The organism is Mesorhizobium sp. WSM4828, assembly GCF_055811175.1.
This window is the reverse complement of the sequence record NZ_JBVVQK010000022.1, coordinates 1-16,593: the sequence shown is the minus strand read 5'-3', so window position 1 is coordinate 16,593 and position 16,593 is coordinate 1. Positions and strand designations below refer to the sequence as shown.

Genomic DNA, 16,593 nt, shown 5'->3' with positions numbered 1-16,593 from the left:
AGGATGTGCGGCGGTTTTGCGATAACGACGTGCATAAAGAAGAACCTAAGGCGCGTCGCTTTAGCCGATCCCGTAGACCAGCCCGACGCGGCCGTCCGACAGCTGTTCGACCTTGCGCAGTTCGAGCCCACGATGATTTTTCGCCGTCCCAAACAGCGGCTTTCCTTCGCCGGCGAGCAGCGGATAGACGATCAGCCTGAGCTCGTCCACCAGCCCGGTATCGATAAGACTCGCGATAATTTGGGCACCGCCCATAAGGTAGATGTCCTTGCCGGGCTGCTGTTTCAGTGCAGCGATATCCTCGAAATTCCGCACGAAACGCGTCTTTGGCCAAGCCGCCGAAGTCATTGTGTTCGACAGCACATAATGTGGGGTCTGCGCGGCGAAGCGGGCCCATTCGAGCTCGGCCGGCTTCGGCAATTTGCCGGTCATCGGCAGCGGCTTGTCGGGCTCGTTCTGGATGGCGCTCCAGTAGCGCTCGTAGCCGGCGTACATGACGCTGCCAAGCAGGCAGGCGTCGATTTGCGGCGTCAGACCGTATTCGTCCGACCATGCGTCGACCCAATCGGCATAACCCTCGGGCCCCTCCATCTTGCCGTCGACGGAAATTTTCATTCCAGCGATCAATTTACGCATGACTTCCTCCATCAGGCTTGCGGGATGCAAGCACGTTTCATCGGCTCATCGTTGCTTCGTGTTGTTGGCGGCGACCTCAGGGATGGCCGCCGCAAGTCATCAGGCCGGCAGGCGGCGGTCGTATTCTTCCCGCAGGCGGCTCCAGCCGTCCCAGAACGAGGTCGGCGTCTTGCCCGCCAGGCGGGCGGCCAGCAGGTCGAGGTGCATGTGCCAGCCGGCGGTGATGTTGAGCTGGATTGGACGTTCCGGCAGGCGCCGATGGACGACGGTGAGCAGCACATCGCTACCCTTCGGCTCCAGTAGGAAGGAGACGCCGCCGGTGTTTCCCCAGGTGATGGAAAGCTTGCGCGGTGGATCGAGTTCGGTGATCCGGCCCTCCATCCGATGCTCTTCGGGAAAGCCCGCGGGGCGCTGGCCAGGCGGGTCGGTCAGCTCGTCGTTACGCCAGACCAATTCGAACGAGCTGCCCGCCTTCATTTCCATCTGGCCCGCTGCCATCCATTGCCGGCGCAGGTCACTCTCGGTGAGATAGGCCCAGACGCGCTCGATGGGTCCGGGCAAAAGGCGCTGGATGGTGAACGTGGCGGGCTCGCTCAGCTCGCCATAGGCTTCGATGCTTGTCATCTGGTTCATTGCTCGTCTCCTTCTTCTGAGTTGGGCGATTTCCTGGGCTCTTCCTGGGCTTTGCGTGCGTCTTCCTCGCGAAGTAGGCGTTCGAGAACATCGAGACGCCCCGTCCAGAAGCGCTCGTAGAAGCTGAGCCACTGATGGGCGCTGGCCAGCGGTCCGGGAGCTAGTCGGCACAGATGCGTGCGGCCCCGCACCTCTCGACGAATAAGCCCTGCGTTCTCCAGCGTCTTGATGTGCTTGGAGGCGGCCGCAAGCGACATCGCGAAGGGTTCCGCCAGCTGGCTTACCGTTTTCTCGCCATCGGCGAGATCGCGAAGCATGTGCCGCCGGGTGGCGTCGCCAAGGGCGTGAAAAACCGCATCCATCTGAGGTGTTTGTAATTCAACCATATAGTTGAATATAGATGCAGGCTTTGAGATAGTCAACCGTTTGGTTGAATAATTTATATGAAGCGCTGCGGGGCCGTTTGCGCCATCGAGCGCGTCGACCTGACGGGAGATACGGACGCGCCCGCGACAGTAAGGGCGACGCCCTTATTTGCCGTCGAAGAAACTGTGGATCGCGGTTTCCAGCTTTTCGATAAGCTGAGGGTTGTGGCAGCTGCCAGCCCAGATCAGGGCGTTTAGCCTCATCTCTTTGTTGATAAAGCTCACTTTCCCAGAATCCAGCAGGTATTCCGCGATCTCGTAGTGCCGCCCCTTGATAGCCTCGATGAGCGCGTTGTTTCTCCCCGTCTTGTCGGTCAGATTTACTTCCGCGCCATTCTCCACGAGCAACCTGACGGCTTCGAGATGCCCGTTCTTCGCCGCCTCGATAAGAGCCGTTCTGCCGTAGTAGTCGGCTCGCGCGTTGATCTCTATTCGGGGGTGTCTCACGAGGACTGAGATACACGCGTAATGTCCCTTGGCCGACGCAAGGCTCAAGGGCGTGCTCTTCCACTTGTTTCTGGAATTCACGTCGATTTCCGGGTCTTCGATCAGCGCCTCCACCACCGCTGTGCGGTCATTGAGGGCTGAAAGGTGAAGTGCAGACCAGCCGCCGTCGGCCGACTGATTGATCTCGGCGCCAGCCGCCAATTCCGATCGAACCGCCTCCGCATCGCCTTTTTCTGCCGCGATCAGCAGGGGCGACCAGTCTCTTGCCCCTTCGGCTTCCAAGCTGTTGGTCAACGCAGTCGCCTCCTCGGATAGTCCACAGAATACCACAGAATCTGCGACAGCGGGGTCGTCCTGTATAGAGTTCCCTGGAGTCCGTGGGTCACAGAGAGCTGTCGGCCCGAAGCGGAGGATCAGCGCTTCACGTCCGTCTCCTCACATTCTCCTGATATCGACTGGCTTTCGCGGCCATCCAGACTAGATAGAGCGTGCGCCGGGCGGAACGATGCAGAAGGACCTGAACATGCCTGAACAGATTACCCTGAATAGACCTGAACAAATCAGATTGAACGACGGCTCCGCCATTCCGCAAATCGGCCTCGGCGTGTGGCAGGTCGATCCAGCCATCACCGCCAAGGTGGTGCGCTGGGGAATCGAGGCCGGCTACAGACTGATCGACACCGCCGAAGGCTATCAGAACGAGGAAGGTGTCGGGCAGGCAATCCGCTCGGCCGGCGTGCCGAGAAGCGAGTTGTTCATCACCTCGAAACTGCGCAACGGCGCGCATCAGCGCGACGCCGCCTTGCGCGCCTTCGACGAGACGATGAGCAAGCTCGGCATCGAACAGATCGACCTCTTCCTGATCCATTGGCCGGTGCCCAGCCGGGACAGATATGTCGAGGCCTGGAAGACGCTGATCGAACTCAGGCAATCAGGCCGGATCAAGTCGATCGGCGTTTCGAACTTCAACCAGGACCATCTCGAACGGATCATCGGCGAGACCGGCGTCACGCCGACCGTCAACCAGATCGAGCTCCACCCCCGCTTCCAGCAGCGTGACAAACGCGAATTCCATGACAAGCTCAACATCCGCATCGAGAGCTGGAGCCCGCTGGGCAGCGGCCGACTGTTGAGCGATCCGACGCTTGAAAGCATCGCCAGGAAACACGGCAAGTCGGTGGCGCAGACGATCGTCAGGTGGCACCTTCAGGAAGGACTGATCGTCATTCCAAAGTCGATCCACCAGGACCGCATCGCCGCCAATTTCGATGTCTTCGACTTCGAACTGGAAGCGAAAGACCTTGAGCTCATCCGAGGCATGGACTCGACCGACGGCCGCACCGGCCCGAACCCCGCTACGGCCGCATTCCTGTTCTGACGAGGAGGGCCAACCGGGACGTTGGCGTTCCTTCACACCCCCTCTGTCCTGCGGACATCTCCCCCTCAAGGGGGGAGATCGGCAGCTTCAACAGCCCCGCCCTTCTTGCAGCGTCGGAGATTAGCGAAGGCCGCGACGAGGGCCAATCTCTCCCGCCTTGAGGGGGAGATGGCCGGCAGGCCAGAGGGGGGTGCTGTCCCGCCAGCGATCAAAACCACCCTTCCCGCCCAGCCTCATATCCCCGAGCCATCCACCAAGGGCACATCTTCCCCTTCCCAGGGGCTCGGCATCGATCCCTTGCTGAGATTGGCCGACGGCAGCGGCATCCAGCACTTCAGTTCCGGTTCGGCATACTCGACGATGCGTCCTGGAGAAGAATCGGAAGCGCGCCAGCCTTCGCTGCCGAACTGATCGGCGCGGGCCCAGTAAGCCATGTCAACCTCGGCCGGACCCTGTTCGGACGGCCGAACCGTGACAAGGATTCTGCTGCCGTCCCTTGGCGCGCTCGACATGTGGCGCCACTGACCGGGCTCGTCCATTGCACTTCCTCCTGCGATCTTCGCCTCGCACCGATAGTCGCTTCGCGTTCGGAAGCGGTCAACCCGAACTTTTTTGCCTGAGACAAAACCCCTGACCTGTCGTCGCGGAACAAGTCACGGCACGCGGGGTTTGGGCACGTTGTTGAAGGAAGCAAAATGAGACCAGCGCCGCGACCGATCCTTGGCATTGTTGCATGGCAGGCCGCGTCTTTCGTTCGCAACCCGGTCCGGTCGCAATGAGGCAGGCCGGTTGTGACCATTCCACCCCACCGAAGGAGGGCAAAGGCGGCATAGGCCGAGCGCTCGGCCTCGGATTGATAACCGGGGCGGCCGACGACGATTGTTCCGCGATAGGCACCTACGCCAGTGCCGGCGCCCGTTTCGGACCCGACCTGCTCTGGACGGCTCCGGTGACGTTGCCGATGATGTACGCGGTCGTCTACCTGTCGTCGAAGCTCGGCCAGGTGTCGGGGCGCGGACTGTTCCATGTCATCAAGGACTTCTACCCGCGGTGGCTGCTCTGGTCGGTGCTCTTGGGTGTGCTCGTGGGAAACACCATTGAGGCAGCGGCGGATCTTGGTGGAATGGCGGCCGCGATCAACATATTCGTGCCGCTTCCCATCCCGCTGATCGTGGTGTTCGTCGCCGCCCTCATCTTCGCCCTCCAGGTTTTTGGCTCCTATACTTTGATACGCAACATCTTTCGCTGGCTGGCGCTGGCGCTGCTCGCCTATGTCGGTGCCGCCATTCTGGCCAAGCCGGACGCCGCGGCCGTGCTGCGCGGGACGCTGCTTCCGAGGATCGAATTCAACCGCGAGTTCCTGTCGATCCTGGTCGCCATCATCGGCACGACACTGTCCGCCTATCTCTACACGTGGCAGTCCAATGAGGAGGTCGAGGAGGAGATTGCCCAGGGGCGGACAACGCTCAGCCAAAGGAAGGGCGCCACCGACAGCGAACTCCGTCGCTCTCGCCGGGACATCCTCATCGGCATGATGTTTTCAAATCTCATCATGTATTTCATCATCCTGTCGACGGGTGCTACGCTCTACAAGGCGGGCCATCACGATATCGACACGGCCGCGCAAGCCGCGGAGGCGCTGCGCCCGCTCGCCGGCCAGGCCGCAAGCGTCCTGTTCGCAGCAGGCGTGATCGGCGTCGGTTTCCTCGCGGTTCCTGTCATGACCACCGGCGCTGCCTATGACGTGGCACAAGCCATCGGCTGGAAAAACAGCCTGCACGCCCGGGCTCGGGAGGCGCCCAAATTTTATCTCGCCATCGGCTTTTTTACGGCGATCGCCGCCGGCCTGAACTTTCTCGGCTTCAATCCGATGAAGGCGCTGGTCTGGTCCGGCATCGTTCAAGGCTTCTCGACGCCGCCCTTGCTGCTGCTCATCATGCTGATGACGAACAGCCGCAGGATCATGGGCGACCAGGTGAACAGCCGCAGCACCAATATACTCGGTTGGGCAACGACCGTCGCCATCTTCTCGGCGACGATCGGCCTGGTGGCAACCTGGTTCATGTGATCAGGCGGAAGCAAAGGGACGCCGCCGGTTGGATTACCCGTTCCCGCTTGCGGATTGTCCCGGCTTTGCCGGTCTTGGAAATTCCACAACGTCGCCCGTGGGCCGCTTGTATTGCGCCGCGACAATTGCATCGATCAGGAGATCCAGAGCCGCACGAGCCGTGCGGCTCGTCTCGTCCTCGCCGCTCAAATAATGGCAGGCTCGTTCGAGGTGGAGGTGTGCGGCGGCAAAGTCGCTTGTCATAGGCTTCTCCCTGTTGCCCGCCGGCCGGCAAGATGACCGCCTCGATTTACCCAAAAGCGAATATCCACAGCCGGATTTGAATCAAATTGGCCTGACTCACTGCAGCCCGCGGAACAAGGTGCTGGCAGGCCTTTGCATCGCTGGTCGATGCGCTGCGCCGGCGCACTAGCCGCGTTGAATGAACCAATTGCGGGCGATGTGCCGCAAACTCAGTCCCCTCACCGCCCTGTTTTTGAAATTTTCTCGCTCTTTTAATTCTACAAATTCTCTAGACTTAAATAGATCGCTAGACCTTAGATCCTAAAAAATTGAGCGCTTGAGAGGGAGCCAGGAATGTCGAAGAAGCTCGTTGTGGGGCTGTCGGGCAATTTGACCCGGCCATCGAAGACCAAGGCGTTCGTCAGCCACATTGTCGGGCAGGCCGCCGAAAGCATCGGCGCGGCCTCGGCCGTCTTCGACATCGAGGATCTCGGCGCGTCCCTGCCGCAGGCAAGGCGCCTCGGCGACCTCGACCCGGCGGCGCGCAACATCGTCGAACGGCTGCTGGGCGCCGACGTCCTGGTGGCCGGCTCGCCGACTTTCAAAGGCAGCTATACCGGGCTTTTCAAGCACTTCTTCGACCTGCTCGATCCGTCATCGCTGAGGGGCAAGCCGGTCATCCTGGCCGCGACCGGCGGCGGCGAGCGCCATTCGCTGATCGTCGAGCACCAGTTGCGGCCGTTGTTCGGCTTCTTCGAGGCGCTGACCGTGCCGACCGCGATCTACGCCTCCGACAAGGACTTTGCCAATGGCGTGCTGGTGTCGGAAGCCATCCACGCCCGCGCCCGGCAGGCGGTCGCCGAGGCATGCCGGGTAACCGGAGTGCCCCATCGCGTCGGCCTCGCCGCCTGAACGCACCACCGACCCGAGATCCCCTTTCCGATCCATCCAGGAGCACGCCGCGATGACCAGATCCACCAAATCCAGGCAAATCAAACAATCCAGGCAAATCAAACTGGGCGCCTTCCTGCCCGGCGGCGGACAGCATATCGCCGCCTGGCGTCACCCCGATGCACCGGCCGACGGCGCCACCAATTTCGAGTTCTACAAGCAGCTCGCCCTGACCGCCGAGCGCGGCCTGTTCGACGCTTATTTCCTCGCCGACAATCTGACGGTCGGCCTCGGCGCCCGCGAAGGCGGCAACGCCAAGATCGCCGGCTTCGAGCCGGTGACGCTGTTCGCCGCGCTGGCGCCGCTCACCACGCATCTCGGCTTCATCGCCACCGCCTCGACCACCTATGAGGAGCCCTACACGCTCGCCCGCAAGTTCGCCTCGCTCGATCATCTGTCGAATGGCCGCGCCGGCTGGAACGTCGTCACCTCGGCCGGCGACGAAACCGCGCGCAATTTCAATCGTGAGACGCAGCCTGCCCACGCCGAGCGCTATGCCCGCGCGCATGAGCATGTCGAGACGGTCAAGGCGCTGTGGGACAGCTGGGAGGACGATGCCTTCATCCGCGACAAGAAATCGGGGCGCTTCTACGACAAGGACAAGCTTCACGACATCGAGCACAAGGGCCCGCATTTCAGCGTCAAAGGGCCGCTCAACGTGCCGCGCCCCGTGCAGGGACACCCGGTGGTGGTGCAGGCGGGGCAATCGGAAGACGGCCGCAAGCTCGCCGCCCACTCGGCGGAAGTCATCTTCACCGCCCATCAGAACCTCGCGTCGGCGCAGGAATTCTACCGCGACATCAAGGCACGCGTGACGGCCGTCGGCCGTGATCCCGAACAGGTGCTGATCATGCCGGGCGTAGCACCCTTCGTCGGCCGCACCGAAGAAGAAGCGCGCGCCAAATACCAGCAGCTGAACGATCTCATCTTGCCCGAGGATGGCGTCGCCCTGCTCAACGGGCTGGCCGGCCAGACGCTCGACATCAGGGGCTATCCGCTCGACGGTCCCTTGCCGCCGAGCAAGGAAACCGAAGGCATGAAGAGCCGCCAGGCGCTGATCCGCCAGATCGCCGACGAGCACAACTTCACCATCCGACAGCTCTACCAATGGGTGGCAACGGCCCGCGGCCATTACACCGTCATCGGCAGCGCCACGCAGGTCGCCGACCAGCTGGAGGAATGGTTCGGCAACGAAGCCGCCGACGGCTTCAACATCCTGCCGCCCTGGCTACCCGGCGGGCTCGACGACTTCGTTGAGTTGGTTATCCCCGAGCTGCAGCGCCGCGGGCTGTTCCGCACCGCCTATGAGGGCAGGACGCTGCGCGAGAACCTCGGCCTCAGGCGGCCGGAAAACCCATGGACCACCGCCCGCTCGGCCGTGTTGGCCGCCGAATAATTCCGAGAAGCCCACTACCCTCGAAGCGAGAGGCACAACGATGACCTTGCAGCACATCGAACAGGCCGCCAGCCTCGGCACGCGTGACAGCACGACAAGCCTCGGCTCGGACTTCCTGCGCCTCGGCGGCCGGGCAGGAATTGGCTTTCTGTCGCGGTACGGCGTCCTCATCGCTTTCCTCGCAATCTGGCAAGTGTCGAGCAGCGCCGGCTGGGTCAACGCGGCCGTGCTGCCGCCGATCGACATGATTGTCGCAGCACTTTGGAAGGGGCTGGCCGGCGGCACCTTGCTCGGCGACATCGCCATCAGCCTGCAGCGCGCCGGTCTCGCCTTCGCGGCCGCCGTGCTGGTCGCCATCCCGCTTGGCCTGTTCATGGGCCAGGTGCGGGCGGTCGAAACCGCTCTCGATCCGATCCTGCAGGTCTTCCGCCAGACCTCGGCGCTGGCGCTCTATCCGGTGTTCATCCTGCTGCTTGGGCTCGGCGAAGCCTCCAAGGTGTTCGTCATCTTCTGGGCGACGCTGTTTCCGCTGCTGCTCAACACCATCGGCGGCGTCAAGCAAGTTGATCCGAAACTGCTGGAGATGGCGCGCGTCTATGGCGCCAGGCAGCTCACCGTCTTCCGCCGTGTCGTGCTGCCCGGCGCCGTGCCGTCGATCTTCGTTGGGCTGAGGCTCAGCGCCACCACGGCGCTGCTGCTGTTGATCGCCTCCGAAATGATCGGCGCCAACAAGGGCATCGGCTTTCAGGTGATGAACGCGCAGTACAACTTCCAGATCCCGCTGATGTTTGCGGCAATCGTCATCCTCGCCGGCCTCGGCCTGATCGCCAACCAGGCGCTGGTCAGCCTGCAGCGGCGGCTCTGCCGCTGGAGCAATGCCGTCGACTGACCTCCCGCCTTTGCCAATCTCAACCAGGCCAGAACTCAAAATCAGGAAAGACCCGGACCATGAAAATCACCCGCCGTTCCCTGCTTGCCGGCGCGCCCTTCGCCGCCGGCCTTCTCGCCGCCGGCCTGCCGCGCTTCGCCCTTGCCGAAGCCGCACCAGTGAAGTTCCGCTCCCTCGCCAGCCGCGGCAGCATCTCTCCGCATGAACTTGCCGGCGAGCTCGGCTATTTCAAAGGCCTCGGTATCGAGATCGAGAATGTCGGCTATTCCGGCGGCGGCCCGGAATCGTTGTTTGCGCTCGCCTCCGGCAGCGTCGATATCGGCTCGGCTGCAACCGCCGCCGTGATCAACTCGATCTCCGGCGGCAACGACTTCGTCGCCGTCTATCCGAGCAATGGCATCAACAGCAAGGTGCGAAGCGTCTTCTACGTGCTCGACGACAGCCCGATCAAATCGATCGCCGACATCGCCGGCAAGACCATCGCCGTCAACACGCTCGGCGCCCATCTCGACTACACCGTGCGCGAGGCGCTGCACAGCGTCGGCCTGTCGCCGGACGCCGCCAATCTTGTCGTCGTGCCCGGACCGCAGCTCGAACAGACCTTGCGCTCCCACCAGGTCGACATCGCGGCGCTGGGCTACTGGCAGGCGACGTTTGCCGGCGCGCTGGTCGACAATGGCGGCGTGCGCGGCGTGTTCAACGACACCGACGTGCTGGGCGAACTGGCCGGCGGCTTCGTCGTGCTCAGGCGCGACTTCATCGCCGCGCATCCGGACGCCGCCCGCATTTTCGTCGAGCAGTCGGCGCGCGCCTCCGACTGGTCGCTGCAGAACCCGGACGAAGCGCGCAAGGTGCTGGCAAACATCCTCGACAAGCGCGGCGAAAACGGCGAGCTGGCGCGCTACTGGACCGGCTTTGGGCTCCGCCAGGGGGCCAAGGCGACGGACCGCGACATCGACTTCTGGGTCAGCGTGCTCGAGCGCGACGGCCGCCTGCCAAAGGGTAAGCTGAAGGCAACAGACATCCTCTACCGGCCCGGCGAAACCAAAACCAACTGACAAGGCCAACCGGCAGCTGGGAGACGAGCGCGATGAGCAGAACAAGCGGCGGTGAGGTCAGCATCCGCGACCTGTCCAAATCGTTCAGCATCGGCGGGCGTTCGCTTGCCGTGCTGAGGACTCTCAACCTCGACATCCGCTCGGGCGAATGCCTGGTCATCGTCGGCGCCAGCGGATCGGGCAAGACCACGCTGCTGCGCATTCTTGCCGGGCTGGAGGCCGCGGACAGCGGCGGTGTCGCCATCGACGGCAAGCCGGTGCACGGCGTCGGTGCCGAGCGCGCGGTGATTTTCCAGGAGCCGCGCCTGCTGCCCTGGCTGACCGTGCTCGGCAATGTCGCCTTCGGCCTCGAAGTGCGCGGCGTGCCGAAGGCTGAGGCCGAGGAACGGGCGCGCTTCTATATCGCGCTCGTCGGCCTCGCCGAATTCAGCGATGCTTTCCCAAGGCAGCTGTCGGGCGGCATGGCGCAGCGCGTCGGCATCGCCCGCGCGCTGACCGTGCAGCCCGAAATCCTGCTGCTCGACGAGCCGCTGGGCGCGCTCGACGCCATGACCAAGATCGGCATGCAGGAGGAACTGGCGCGCATCTGGAGCGAGGAGAACGTCACCATGGTGATGGTGACGCACGACCTCGAGGAAGCGATCTACCTCGCCGACAGGGTGCTGATCCTGCCCAAGGAGAAAGGCGGCGCGGCGCGGCTGATCGAAATCGACCTGTCCCGCCCGCGCGAGCGCAGCGAAAGCCGCTTCGTGCGCTACCGCGAAGAACTGCTGCGCGAATTCGGCCTGCACTGAAGAAGAGGCCTTGGGTTTCTCGCCCCGCAAAGCGGGGAGGCTCGGCGAAGCCGAGACGGAGAGGGGCCTTCCTTTTTGAAAGCCCCTGCCCCGCGCTCTTTCCTGGAACCGGATTCCCCGCCGCCGCATTTCCTTAATCGGGAGGCGAAGGAGCGCGGCATGAAAGCTTTGTTCGCAATCTTTGGCGGCTTCGCCCTGACGCTCGCGGTGTTCGCCAGCGGTCTCGCATTCGCCACCTGGCTATTGATTGCCAAGCCGGTGCAGCCAGCCGCCCCGGTCTCCAGCGTCGCCGAACTGTGGGCCAAGGACCCGCGCCCGGTGAACCCGGCCTCGCAGCGCCTCGAGCGCCTCCCGGCCCGCCCGGTTCCCGTTCGCGCCTCGGAAGTTGATCGCACCTCCAAACCCGCCGACACCGCCGCAGCTTCGACACCCGACACCACCGGCTCTATCAAACCGGCGATGGAAGAGCAGCAGGCGCTGCCCGCCGCCCATGTCGAATGGTGCGCCAGCCGCTACCGCTCCTACCGGCCGGACGACAACCGCTACACCTCCTACAGCGGCCAACAGCGCCCCTGCATCTCGCCCTATCTCGACATCACCGATGACGGCAGCTACGTCGAGGCGAGCGATACGTCGCCAGTGGAGGGCTACCCGCCATCGGATGAACCCGGCGCCGCCGAGTTCTCATCCGACCACATGCAATATTGCTTCAGCCGCTACCGGTCGTACCGACCGGAGGACAACAGCTATCAGCCCTATTCCGGCGGGCCGCGCCGGCAGTGCGAGTAGGCAGGCCGGCTGGCGGCCGCAGTGCGTGGCGCCTTATGCGACCAACGATCACGCAGATTTCTTGGATCGTTCGGGTTGGCGCGGCGTTCATCCGATACCCAAAGGAGGAAATAGCATGGGCGACGACCGGGAAGACAAGATTCGTGAGCGCGCATACCAGATCTGGGAACGTGAAGGCGGGATCCATGGCGATCCCGAGCGGCACTGGCACCGGGCCGAGGCCGAGATCGACAGGGAGGCAGCCCTGCCGCTGACGGCAGGCGATGCCCTGCCGGAAACCCGCGAGGTCGCGAGCTCAGACATCTTGACGGTGGAGGCCCTGGCGGTGCGCACCGGCATATCGGGCGAACAGGCGCAGGAACTGATCGACAGGCTGGGCAACGACCGGGCGGCTATCGAACAAGCCGCGCGCAACCTCAAGGGGAAGCAGCGGCTCGGGGAGTGACAGATGATCAGAAAACTCAAAGACGGAAAATACCGCCTCTATTCGCGCAAGAAGGACGAAAAGACCGGCAAGCGCCGCAATCTCGGCACCTTCGATACCCGCGAGGCCGCCGAGAAGCACGAACGTGAGGTGCAGTATTTCAAGAGGCATTGAGGCGGCGTTGGTGGCCGCCAGCCAGTCGCGCGGCATGCCTGGCGGAATCTGAATCCAGCCCGCAACAAGCCGTCGCGAAGCCACTATCGCTGCTACAGGCCAAGGGACGACACCACACGTCCCACAGCGGAGCGCAGCGCCCCTGCATCTCTCCCTATCTCGATGCAGCGCGGCCGACCGCACCGCACAGCCTCCCGACGATGGCGCCAGCTATGTCGAGGTGAGCGACAGGTTGCCAATGGATGGCTACGTTCCGTCGCAGGAAGCCGGCGCCGCCTGGCTTCCGCCCGACCACGTGCAATATTGCCTCAGCCGCTATCGCTCCTATCGGCCGGAAGACAACAGCTACCAGCCCTATTCCGGTGGCCCGCGCAGGCAGTGCCAATAGGCAGGCGCTGGTCAGTGCCTCGCGCCAGCGCCTGTTGGGCATCTACAATCCCGTGCTGGACTGCGGGGCGACAGCGGCAAGGTGCCGCTGGGGCCGTGCTATGTCGAGGCGCGGGAGGGGGAGACGTGGCGGATACGCGGGCAGGATGGCGCGGTGGGGGTATGCGGAGGTTGTGGGGAGGACGGCCGACGCTGAACCTGCCAATGCCGGCTCAGGGCTACGGCTGTCGGACTTTCGACCCTGAAATAGCCGGCGTTGGCTTTTCCGGACGAGATCGAGAAGAAGTGCCTCGGTTAAGGACTGTCTTTATTCAAGCCACGGCATGCAGAGAAATGGGATATCAGTGAACGGCCTGTTTTGACCCCCAAGGAAACGTTCTCCAATTGGGTCACGAATGCCAGCTTGCGCTCAGAATGATTGTCGTATGGTGCAGCAGTGCCTGATCCTGAAAGCGGATCATCGCAGTACAATCGCTTCAAATCGGATAGTTGCTATTTGATCGCCGCGAGTGACTTCCCTCGACGCTGATAAGTTGGCAAGGTCATGATCTCGCCGCGCGAGATAATGGTTCGGGGCACTTATTGGGGGAAGATATGGCCACAAACTCTGAAGCTGCCGAGCCGCCATTTGAAACTGCGGTGCCGCTGACCAACGGGTCTTCATTGCAGCTCCCGGTTTCAACTGCTGCACCGCTTTTCGTCGTCGGCCCCAATGGCGCCGGTAAGTCTGGTTTAATGCTTTCGCTCTATCGGAAGAATTTTGCGAGAGCTGTCCGCGTCGCCGCACATCGGCAGACTTGGATGGAAACCAACTCGGTGCCGTTTTCACCGCAAAGCAAGATCCAGACCGAGACTAACACGAAAAATCAGGATGCTCAGCCTCAAGCTCGCTGGCGCGAATACGATCCGGCCTCACGGAGCGGCTTGATTATCGCTGACCTTATCGATGCGGATAACAACCTCTCTCGGAACATCCGAGCGGCCGTCAAATCTGGTAAGAGCGCCGAAGCAGCTCAGTTGGCGGACGAGTTACCTCCACTTGAGACAATCAACGAGCTTTTGGTCGGATCGGGCATTCCAATCGCCATGACGATCGAACCGAATAGCACGATCGTCGCCAGAAAACGTGAGGGCCCGCCTTATAGCATCGCGGCCCTATCTGATGGCGAACGGGCCGCGCTGCTGATCGCGGGCGTGGTACTAACGGCCAAGAAAGGCTCGCTGATCCTTGTCGACGAGCCCGAGAGGCACTTGCACGCATCAATCGTCACACCATTGCTTCTACAGCTCTTCGCAAAGCGTCCGGATTGTACGTTTGTAGTGTCTACTCATGAGTTGAGTTTGCCCGTCAGTTGCCGCACCGCCAGAACCGTGTTGGTGCGCGACTCCAAGACCGTCAATGACGACGTTGGAAATTGGGACTTGGATGTTCTTGAGCCGGGCATTGGGATCGATGATCCGACCAAAGAGGCTATCATTGGCTCACGCCGCAAGATGCTCTTCATTGAAGGAAGCGCGGACAGCTTAGACAAACCGCTTTACGAAATCCTGTTTCCCGGTGTGTCGATCTTTCCAAGAGCGACTTGCAGCGACGTTGAGCACGCCGTTACCAGTGTTCGTGACACCAGTGCAATTGCGTGGATTCAAGCTTACGGAATAGTCGATCAGGACCAGCTCACTTCAGATAAGAAAATAGCCCTTGAGGCAAAGGGCGTCTTCGCACTTGCCGTCTATTCAGTTGAAGCTCTCTACTACAACCCGACTATCGTGGAGTTGATCGCGAAGCGACAGTGCGCGGTCATAGAAGGCGATCCTAGTCAGATGATCGTCAAGGCGTGGACCGATCTTCTTGCCGCGATAGCGTCCAACGCGGATCGGCTTGCTGCTCGCATGACAGAGCAAGCCGTCAAGGACCAAATTAGTCTTGAGATGCCCGACTGGAAGAAAATTCAGGCAGGACAGAACGTCAGTATCGCTGTGGATTCGCAGGCCCATTACCAAGCAGAGAAGGCGCGTTTGCAGGGCTGGATCATTTCTAAGGACGTTGACAAGATTATCGCTCGCTATCCAATCCGAGAGACGCCTGCCTTAACTGTGATCGTGAGTGCTCTGCAGTTCAAAAGCCGTAGCCAATATGAGGCGGCTGTTCGCAAGCTGGTTATAGACGATGTTGTGATAAGGAGCATGTTGGCCGAGCATTTCGGTGGGCTTCCCGCTGCTATGACGTAACTAGTCGGCGAGTCTTCTTGAGGATCGGCTCGGGCAAGATAGGGTGAAGGTCGATGCCCTCGCACTTTTTGATCGGCCGAGGAGCGGCGGCTGTCCAATCTCTCCTGAGAGCTGCCGATCCGCTTCAACCAAAATGCGATATATGCATTTGCTCGGAGAGGTAGGCTCTTGGCGCTAAGCCGACCCTCGAACGGCACGATTGAACACGCGTCCTGCTACCGTCATCTCTGAGCGCTTACCGCGTCGCCCGGCGCCGGCCCTCCACCGCATCAAGCCGTTCCTGCAAATGCCCATTCAGCACAATCATCGTACGCCTCCGGCGAAGGCCGCCTTGCGAGAAGATGGCACGGTAGCGAGGCTGCGCTCTTAAGGTCGTCCTTACGAGCGAAGTTAGCAGCACAGCATGAGCCATGTGACGTTATTGACCGGGCCGGAGCGGCGGCGCCGTTGGAGTGAAGCGGATCAGTGCCGGATACTGGCCGCGGCATTCGCGCCCGGGGCCACGGTGGCGGCGGTGGCGCGTCAGTACGATGTCGCGACCAGCCTGATCTACAAGTGGCGCCGCACGGTGAGAGTCCGCGAGACGGGCTTTGCCGAGGTTGTCGTGGCTCCCGATGAGCCTGTCGCCGTTTCGGTGCCGGCGGCATCCCCAGCGGTGATCGAGCTGGAGGTCGCCGGCAAGGTACGGCTGCGGATTCCGCTGACCACGCCGCCAACACTGGCGGCGGCGATGGTGAAGGCGCTGGGCGTTTCATGATCCCGGTCCCGAGCCAGGTGCGGATCTGGTTGGCGGTCGGCCGGACCGATATGCGTCGCGGGATGCAAGGCCTCGCTCTGCAGGTTCAGGAGACGCTGGGCCGGGACCCGCATGCCGGCGATATTTATGTCTTCCGCGGCCGCAGCGGCAATCTGATCAAGATTATCTGGCATGATGGGCTCGGCATGTCGCTGTATGCAAAACGGCTCGAGAAGGGCCGGTTTCTCTGGCCATCGCCGGCGGACGGCACGGTTTCCATATCACCGGCGCAGCTCGCCTACATGCTCGACGGGATCGATTGGCGCAACCCGGTTCACACGTTCCGCCCGCAGCGCGCGGGCTGAGTTTTCTTTGAGTTTGCGCCATTTTCCGCGAGTCAGCGGACGCGTTTTATGATTCACTCCAGGGCATGGTTGCCACCGCCCAGGATGCTGTTCCGGACGATATCGGCGCGCTGAGAGCAGCGCTGACCGCGGCGTTGGCCAGAGCCGAAGACGAGGCCGCCCGCGCTGCGCTGGTCGAGGCCGAACTGGCGGTCGCCAGGGCCAAGGCATCGGATGATGCGGCGCTGATCGCACATCAGCATCTGACGATCCGCAAGCTGCAGCGGGCGCTGCATGGTCAGAGTTCTGAACGCTCAGCCCGCCTGCACGACCAGATGGAACTCACCTTCGAGGAGCTCGAGAGCACCGCGACGGAAGATGAGATCGCCGCCGAACAGGCCGCTGCCCGGACCACCGAGGTGGCGCCTTACATGCGCAAACGACCGGCGCGCCAGCCATTTCCCGAGCACCTGCCGCGCGAACGCGTGGTCGAGCCGGCGCCGGCCGCTTGCCATTGCTGCGGCGGTCATCGGCTGCGCAAGCTGGGTGAGGATATCACCGAGACGCTGGAGGTGGTGCCGCGGCAATGGAAGGTGATCCAGCACGTGCGGGA

Annotated in this window: 19 protein-coding genes and 1 pseudogene; 15 read left to right on the top strand and 5 right to left on the bottom strand. The window is 62.4% G+C overall.

The features are described 5' to 3' along the window. Positions 1-60: 60 nt before the first annotated feature. The 4 genes from AC0L2X_RS22630 to AC0L2X_RS22615 all read right to left on the bottom strand — a co-directional run bounded on the left by AC0L2X_RS22630 (position 61) and on the right by AC0L2X_RS22615 (position 2,435). Positions 61-636 (bottom strand): dihydrofolate reductase family protein, encoded by a 576-nt coding sequence (locus tag AC0L2X_RS22630; RefSeq protein WP_473600393.1) that lies wholly within the window; start codon positions 634-636, stop codon positions 61-63. A 99-nt stretch (positions 637-735) separates the two neighbouring features. Then, positions 736-1,269, bottom strand: a complete 534-nt coding sequence (locus tag AC0L2X_RS22625) for an SRPBCC family protein (protein ID WP_473560281.1) — start codon at positions 1,267-1,269, stop codon at positions 736-738. Continuing rightward, positions 1,266-1,655: an ArsR/SmtB family transcription factor gene (locus tag AC0L2X_RS22620; RefSeq protein ID WP_473560279.1), complete on the bottom strand. Its 390-nt coding sequence runs from the start codon at positions 1,653-1,655 to the stop codon at positions 1,266-1,268. The genes AC0L2X_RS22625 and AC0L2X_RS22620 overlap by 4 nt, the downstream gene beginning before the upstream one ends. Before the next feature lie 144 nt (positions 1,656-1,799). Next, a complete protein-coding gene (locus tag AC0L2X_RS22615; protein ID WP_473560277.1) occupies positions 1,800-2,435 on the bottom strand; it encodes an ankyrin repeat domain-containing protein in 636 nt (211 codons plus the stop codon). A gap of 229 nt (positions 2,436-2,664) precedes the next feature. Between AC0L2X_RS22615 and AC0L2X_RS22610 the strand changes: the two genes are divergently transcribed. After that, positions 2,665-3,519, top strand: a complete 855-nt coding sequence (locus AC0L2X_RS22610) for an aldo/keto reductase (RefSeq protein ID WP_473560275.1) — start codon at positions 2,665-2,667, stop codon at positions 3,517-3,519. A gap of 233 nt (positions 3,520-3,752) precedes the next feature. On the opposite strand, the gene AC0L2X_RS22605 is transcribed toward AC0L2X_RS22610, so the two are convergent. Continuing rightward, complete coding sequence (locus tag AC0L2X_RS22605) at positions 3,753-4,058, bottom strand: hypothetical protein (protein WP_023677305.1); 306 nt, start codon at positions 4,056-4,058, stop codon at positions 3,753-3,755. Between the two features lie 236 nt (positions 4,059-4,294). Here AC0L2X_RS22605 and AC0L2X_RS22600 point away from each other — a divergent pair, with 236 nt between their 5' ends. From AC0L2X_RS22600 to AC0L2X_RS22535, 14 genes and pseudogenes are all read left to right on the top strand, one after another. Beyond that, complete coding sequence (locus tag AC0L2X_RS22600) at positions 4,295-5,587, top strand: Nramp family divalent metal transporter (protein WP_473600392.1); 1,293 nt, start codon at positions 4,295-4,297, stop codon at positions 5,585-5,587. 576 nt (positions 5,588-6,163) lie between these two features. After that, complete coding sequence (gene msuE / locus AC0L2X_RS22595; protein ID WP_473560271.1) at positions 6,164-6,721, top strand: FMN reductase; 558 nt, start codon at positions 6,164-6,166, stop codon at positions 6,719-6,721. A gap of 52 nt (positions 6,722-6,773) precedes the next feature. Next, complete coding sequence (locus AC0L2X_RS22590) at positions 6,774-8,156, top strand: LLM class flavin-dependent oxidoreductase (RefSeq protein ID WP_473560270.1); 1,383 nt, start codon at positions 6,774-6,776, stop codon at positions 8,154-8,156. 40 nt (positions 8,157-8,196) lie between these two features. Continuing rightward, positions 8,197-9,045: an ABC transporter permease gene (locus AC0L2X_RS22585; RefSeq protein ID WP_473560268.1), complete on the top strand. Its 849-nt coding sequence runs from the start codon at positions 8,197-8,199 to the stop codon at positions 9,043-9,045. A 59-nt stretch (positions 9,046-9,104) separates the two neighbouring features. Next, complete coding sequence (locus AC0L2X_RS22580; protein ID WP_473560266.1) at positions 9,105-10,103, top strand: ABC transporter substrate-binding protein; 999 nt, start codon at positions 9,105-9,107, stop codon at positions 10,101-10,103. Between the two features lie 32 nt (positions 10,104-10,135). Further along, on the top strand, positions 10,136-10,897 hold the full coding sequence (locus tag AC0L2X_RS22575) for an ABC transporter ATP-binding protein (protein ID WP_473560265.1): 762 nt from the start codon (positions 10,136-10,138) through the stop codon (positions 10,895-10,897). A 159-nt stretch (positions 10,898-11,056) separates the two neighbouring features. After that, entirely contained in the window at positions 11,057-11,686 is a 630-nt protein-coding gene (locus AC0L2X_RS22570) for a BA14K family protein (protein ID WP_473560263.1), read from the top strand. 115 nt (positions 11,687-11,801) lie between these two features. Next, entirely contained in the window at positions 11,802-12,131 is a 330-nt protein-coding gene (locus tag AC0L2X_RS22565) for a DUF2934 domain-containing protein (protein ID WP_352489970.1), read from the top strand. A 3-nt stretch (positions 12,132-12,134) separates the two neighbouring features. Then, on the top strand, positions 12,135-12,284 hold the full coding sequence (locus tag AC0L2X_RS22560) for a hypothetical protein (protein ID WP_023677295.1): 150 nt from the start codon (positions 12,135-12,137) through the stop codon (positions 12,282-12,284). A gap of 271 nt (positions 12,285-12,555) precedes the next feature. Next, positions 12,556-12,672, top strand: a pseudogene (locus AC0L2X_RS22555) (BA14K family protein); the annotation flags it as partial. A 593-nt stretch (positions 12,673-13,265) separates the two neighbouring features. Continuing rightward, positions 13,266-14,900 (top strand): AAA family ATPase, encoded by a 1,635-nt coding sequence (locus AC0L2X_RS22550; protein WP_473560261.1) that lies wholly within the window; start codon positions 13,266-13,268, stop codon positions 14,898-14,900. Between the two features lie 403 nt (positions 14,901-15,303). Continuing rightward, the gene (gene tnpA / locus AC0L2X_RS22545; protein ID WP_473561979.1) at positions 15,304-15,657 is read left to right on the top strand and encodes an IS66-like element accessory protein TnpA; all 354 of its coding nucleotides are present in this window, start codon (positions 15,304-15,306) and stop codon (positions 15,655-15,657) included. Then, complete coding sequence (tnpB, locus tag AC0L2X_RS22540) at positions 15,654-16,001, top strand: IS66 family insertion sequence element accessory protein TnpB (RefSeq protein ID WP_127258640.1); 348 nt, start codon at positions 15,654-15,656, stop codon at positions 15,999-16,001. The genes tnpA and tnpB overlap by 4 nt, the downstream gene beginning before the upstream one ends. Positions 16,002-16,066: 65 nt before the next feature. Further along, positions 16,067-16,593 (top strand): IS66 family transposase (locus AC0L2X_RS22535; protein WP_473600391.1); only part of this gene is annotated, 527 nt, incomplete at its 3' end.

Coding starts and splice junctions, on each gene's coding strand:
- AC0L2X_RS22550 (WP_473560261.1), top strand. CDS start 13,266: ATGGCCACAAACTCTGAAGCTGCCGAGCCGCCATTTGAAACTGCGGTG.
- msuE (WP_473560271.1), top strand. CDS start 6,164: ATGTCGAAGAAGCTCGTTGTGGGGCTGTCGGGCAATTTGACCCGGCCA.
- tnpB (WP_127258640.1), top strand. CDS start 15,654: ATGATCCCGGTCCCGAGCCAGGTGCGGATCTGGTTGGCGGTCGGCCGG.
- AC0L2X_RS22580 (WP_473560266.1), top strand. CDS start 9,105: ATGAAAATCACCCGCCGTTCCCTGCTTGCCGGCGCGCCCTTCGCCGCC.
- AC0L2X_RS22605 (WP_023677305.1), bottom strand. CDS start 4,058: ATGGACGAGCCCGGTCAGTGGCGCCACATGTCGAGCGCGCCAAGGGAC.
- AC0L2X_RS22610 (WP_473560275.1), top strand. CDS start 2,665: ATGCCTGAACAGATTACCCTGAATAGACCTGAACAAATCAGATTGAAC.
- AC0L2X_RS22585 (WP_473560268.1), top strand. CDS start 8,197: ATGACCTTGCAGCACATCGAACAGGCCGCCAGCCTCGGCACGCGTGAC.
- tnpA (WP_473561979.1), top strand. CDS start 15,304: ATGAGCCATGTGACGTTATTGACCGGGCCGGAGCGGCGGCGCCGTTGG.
- AC0L2X_RS22630 (WP_473600393.1), bottom strand. CDS start 636: ATGCGTAAATTGATCGCTGGAATGAAAATTTCCGTCGACGGCAAGATG.
- AC0L2X_RS22565 (WP_352489970.1), top strand. CDS start 11,802: ATGGGCGACGACCGGGAAGACAAGATTCGTGAGCGCGCATACCAGATC.
- AC0L2X_RS22570 (WP_473560263.1), top strand. CDS start 11,057: ATGAAAGCTTTGTTCGCAATCTTTGGCGGCTTCGCCCTGACGCTCGCG.
- AC0L2X_RS22590 (WP_473560270.1), top strand. CDS start 6,774: ATGACCAGATCCACCAAATCCAGGCAAATCAAACAATCCAGGCAAATC.
- AC0L2X_RS22575 (WP_473560265.1), top strand. CDS start 10,136: ATGAGCAGAACAAGCGGCGGTGAGGTCAGCATCCGCGACCTGTCCAAA.
- AC0L2X_RS22560 (WP_023677295.1), top strand. CDS start 12,135: ATGATCAGAAAACTCAAAGACGGAAAATACCGCCTCTATTCGCGCAAG.
- AC0L2X_RS22600 (WP_473600392.1), top strand. CDS start 4,295: ATGAGGCAGGCCGGTTGTGACCATTCCACCCCACCGAAGGAGGGCAAA.
- AC0L2X_RS22625 (WP_473560281.1), bottom strand. CDS start 1,269: ATGAACCAGATGACAAGCATCGAAGCCTATGGCGAGCTGAGCGAGCCC.
- AC0L2X_RS22620 (WP_473560279.1), bottom strand. CDS start 1,655: ATGGTTGAATTACAAACACCTCAGATGGATGCGGTTTTTCACGCCCTT.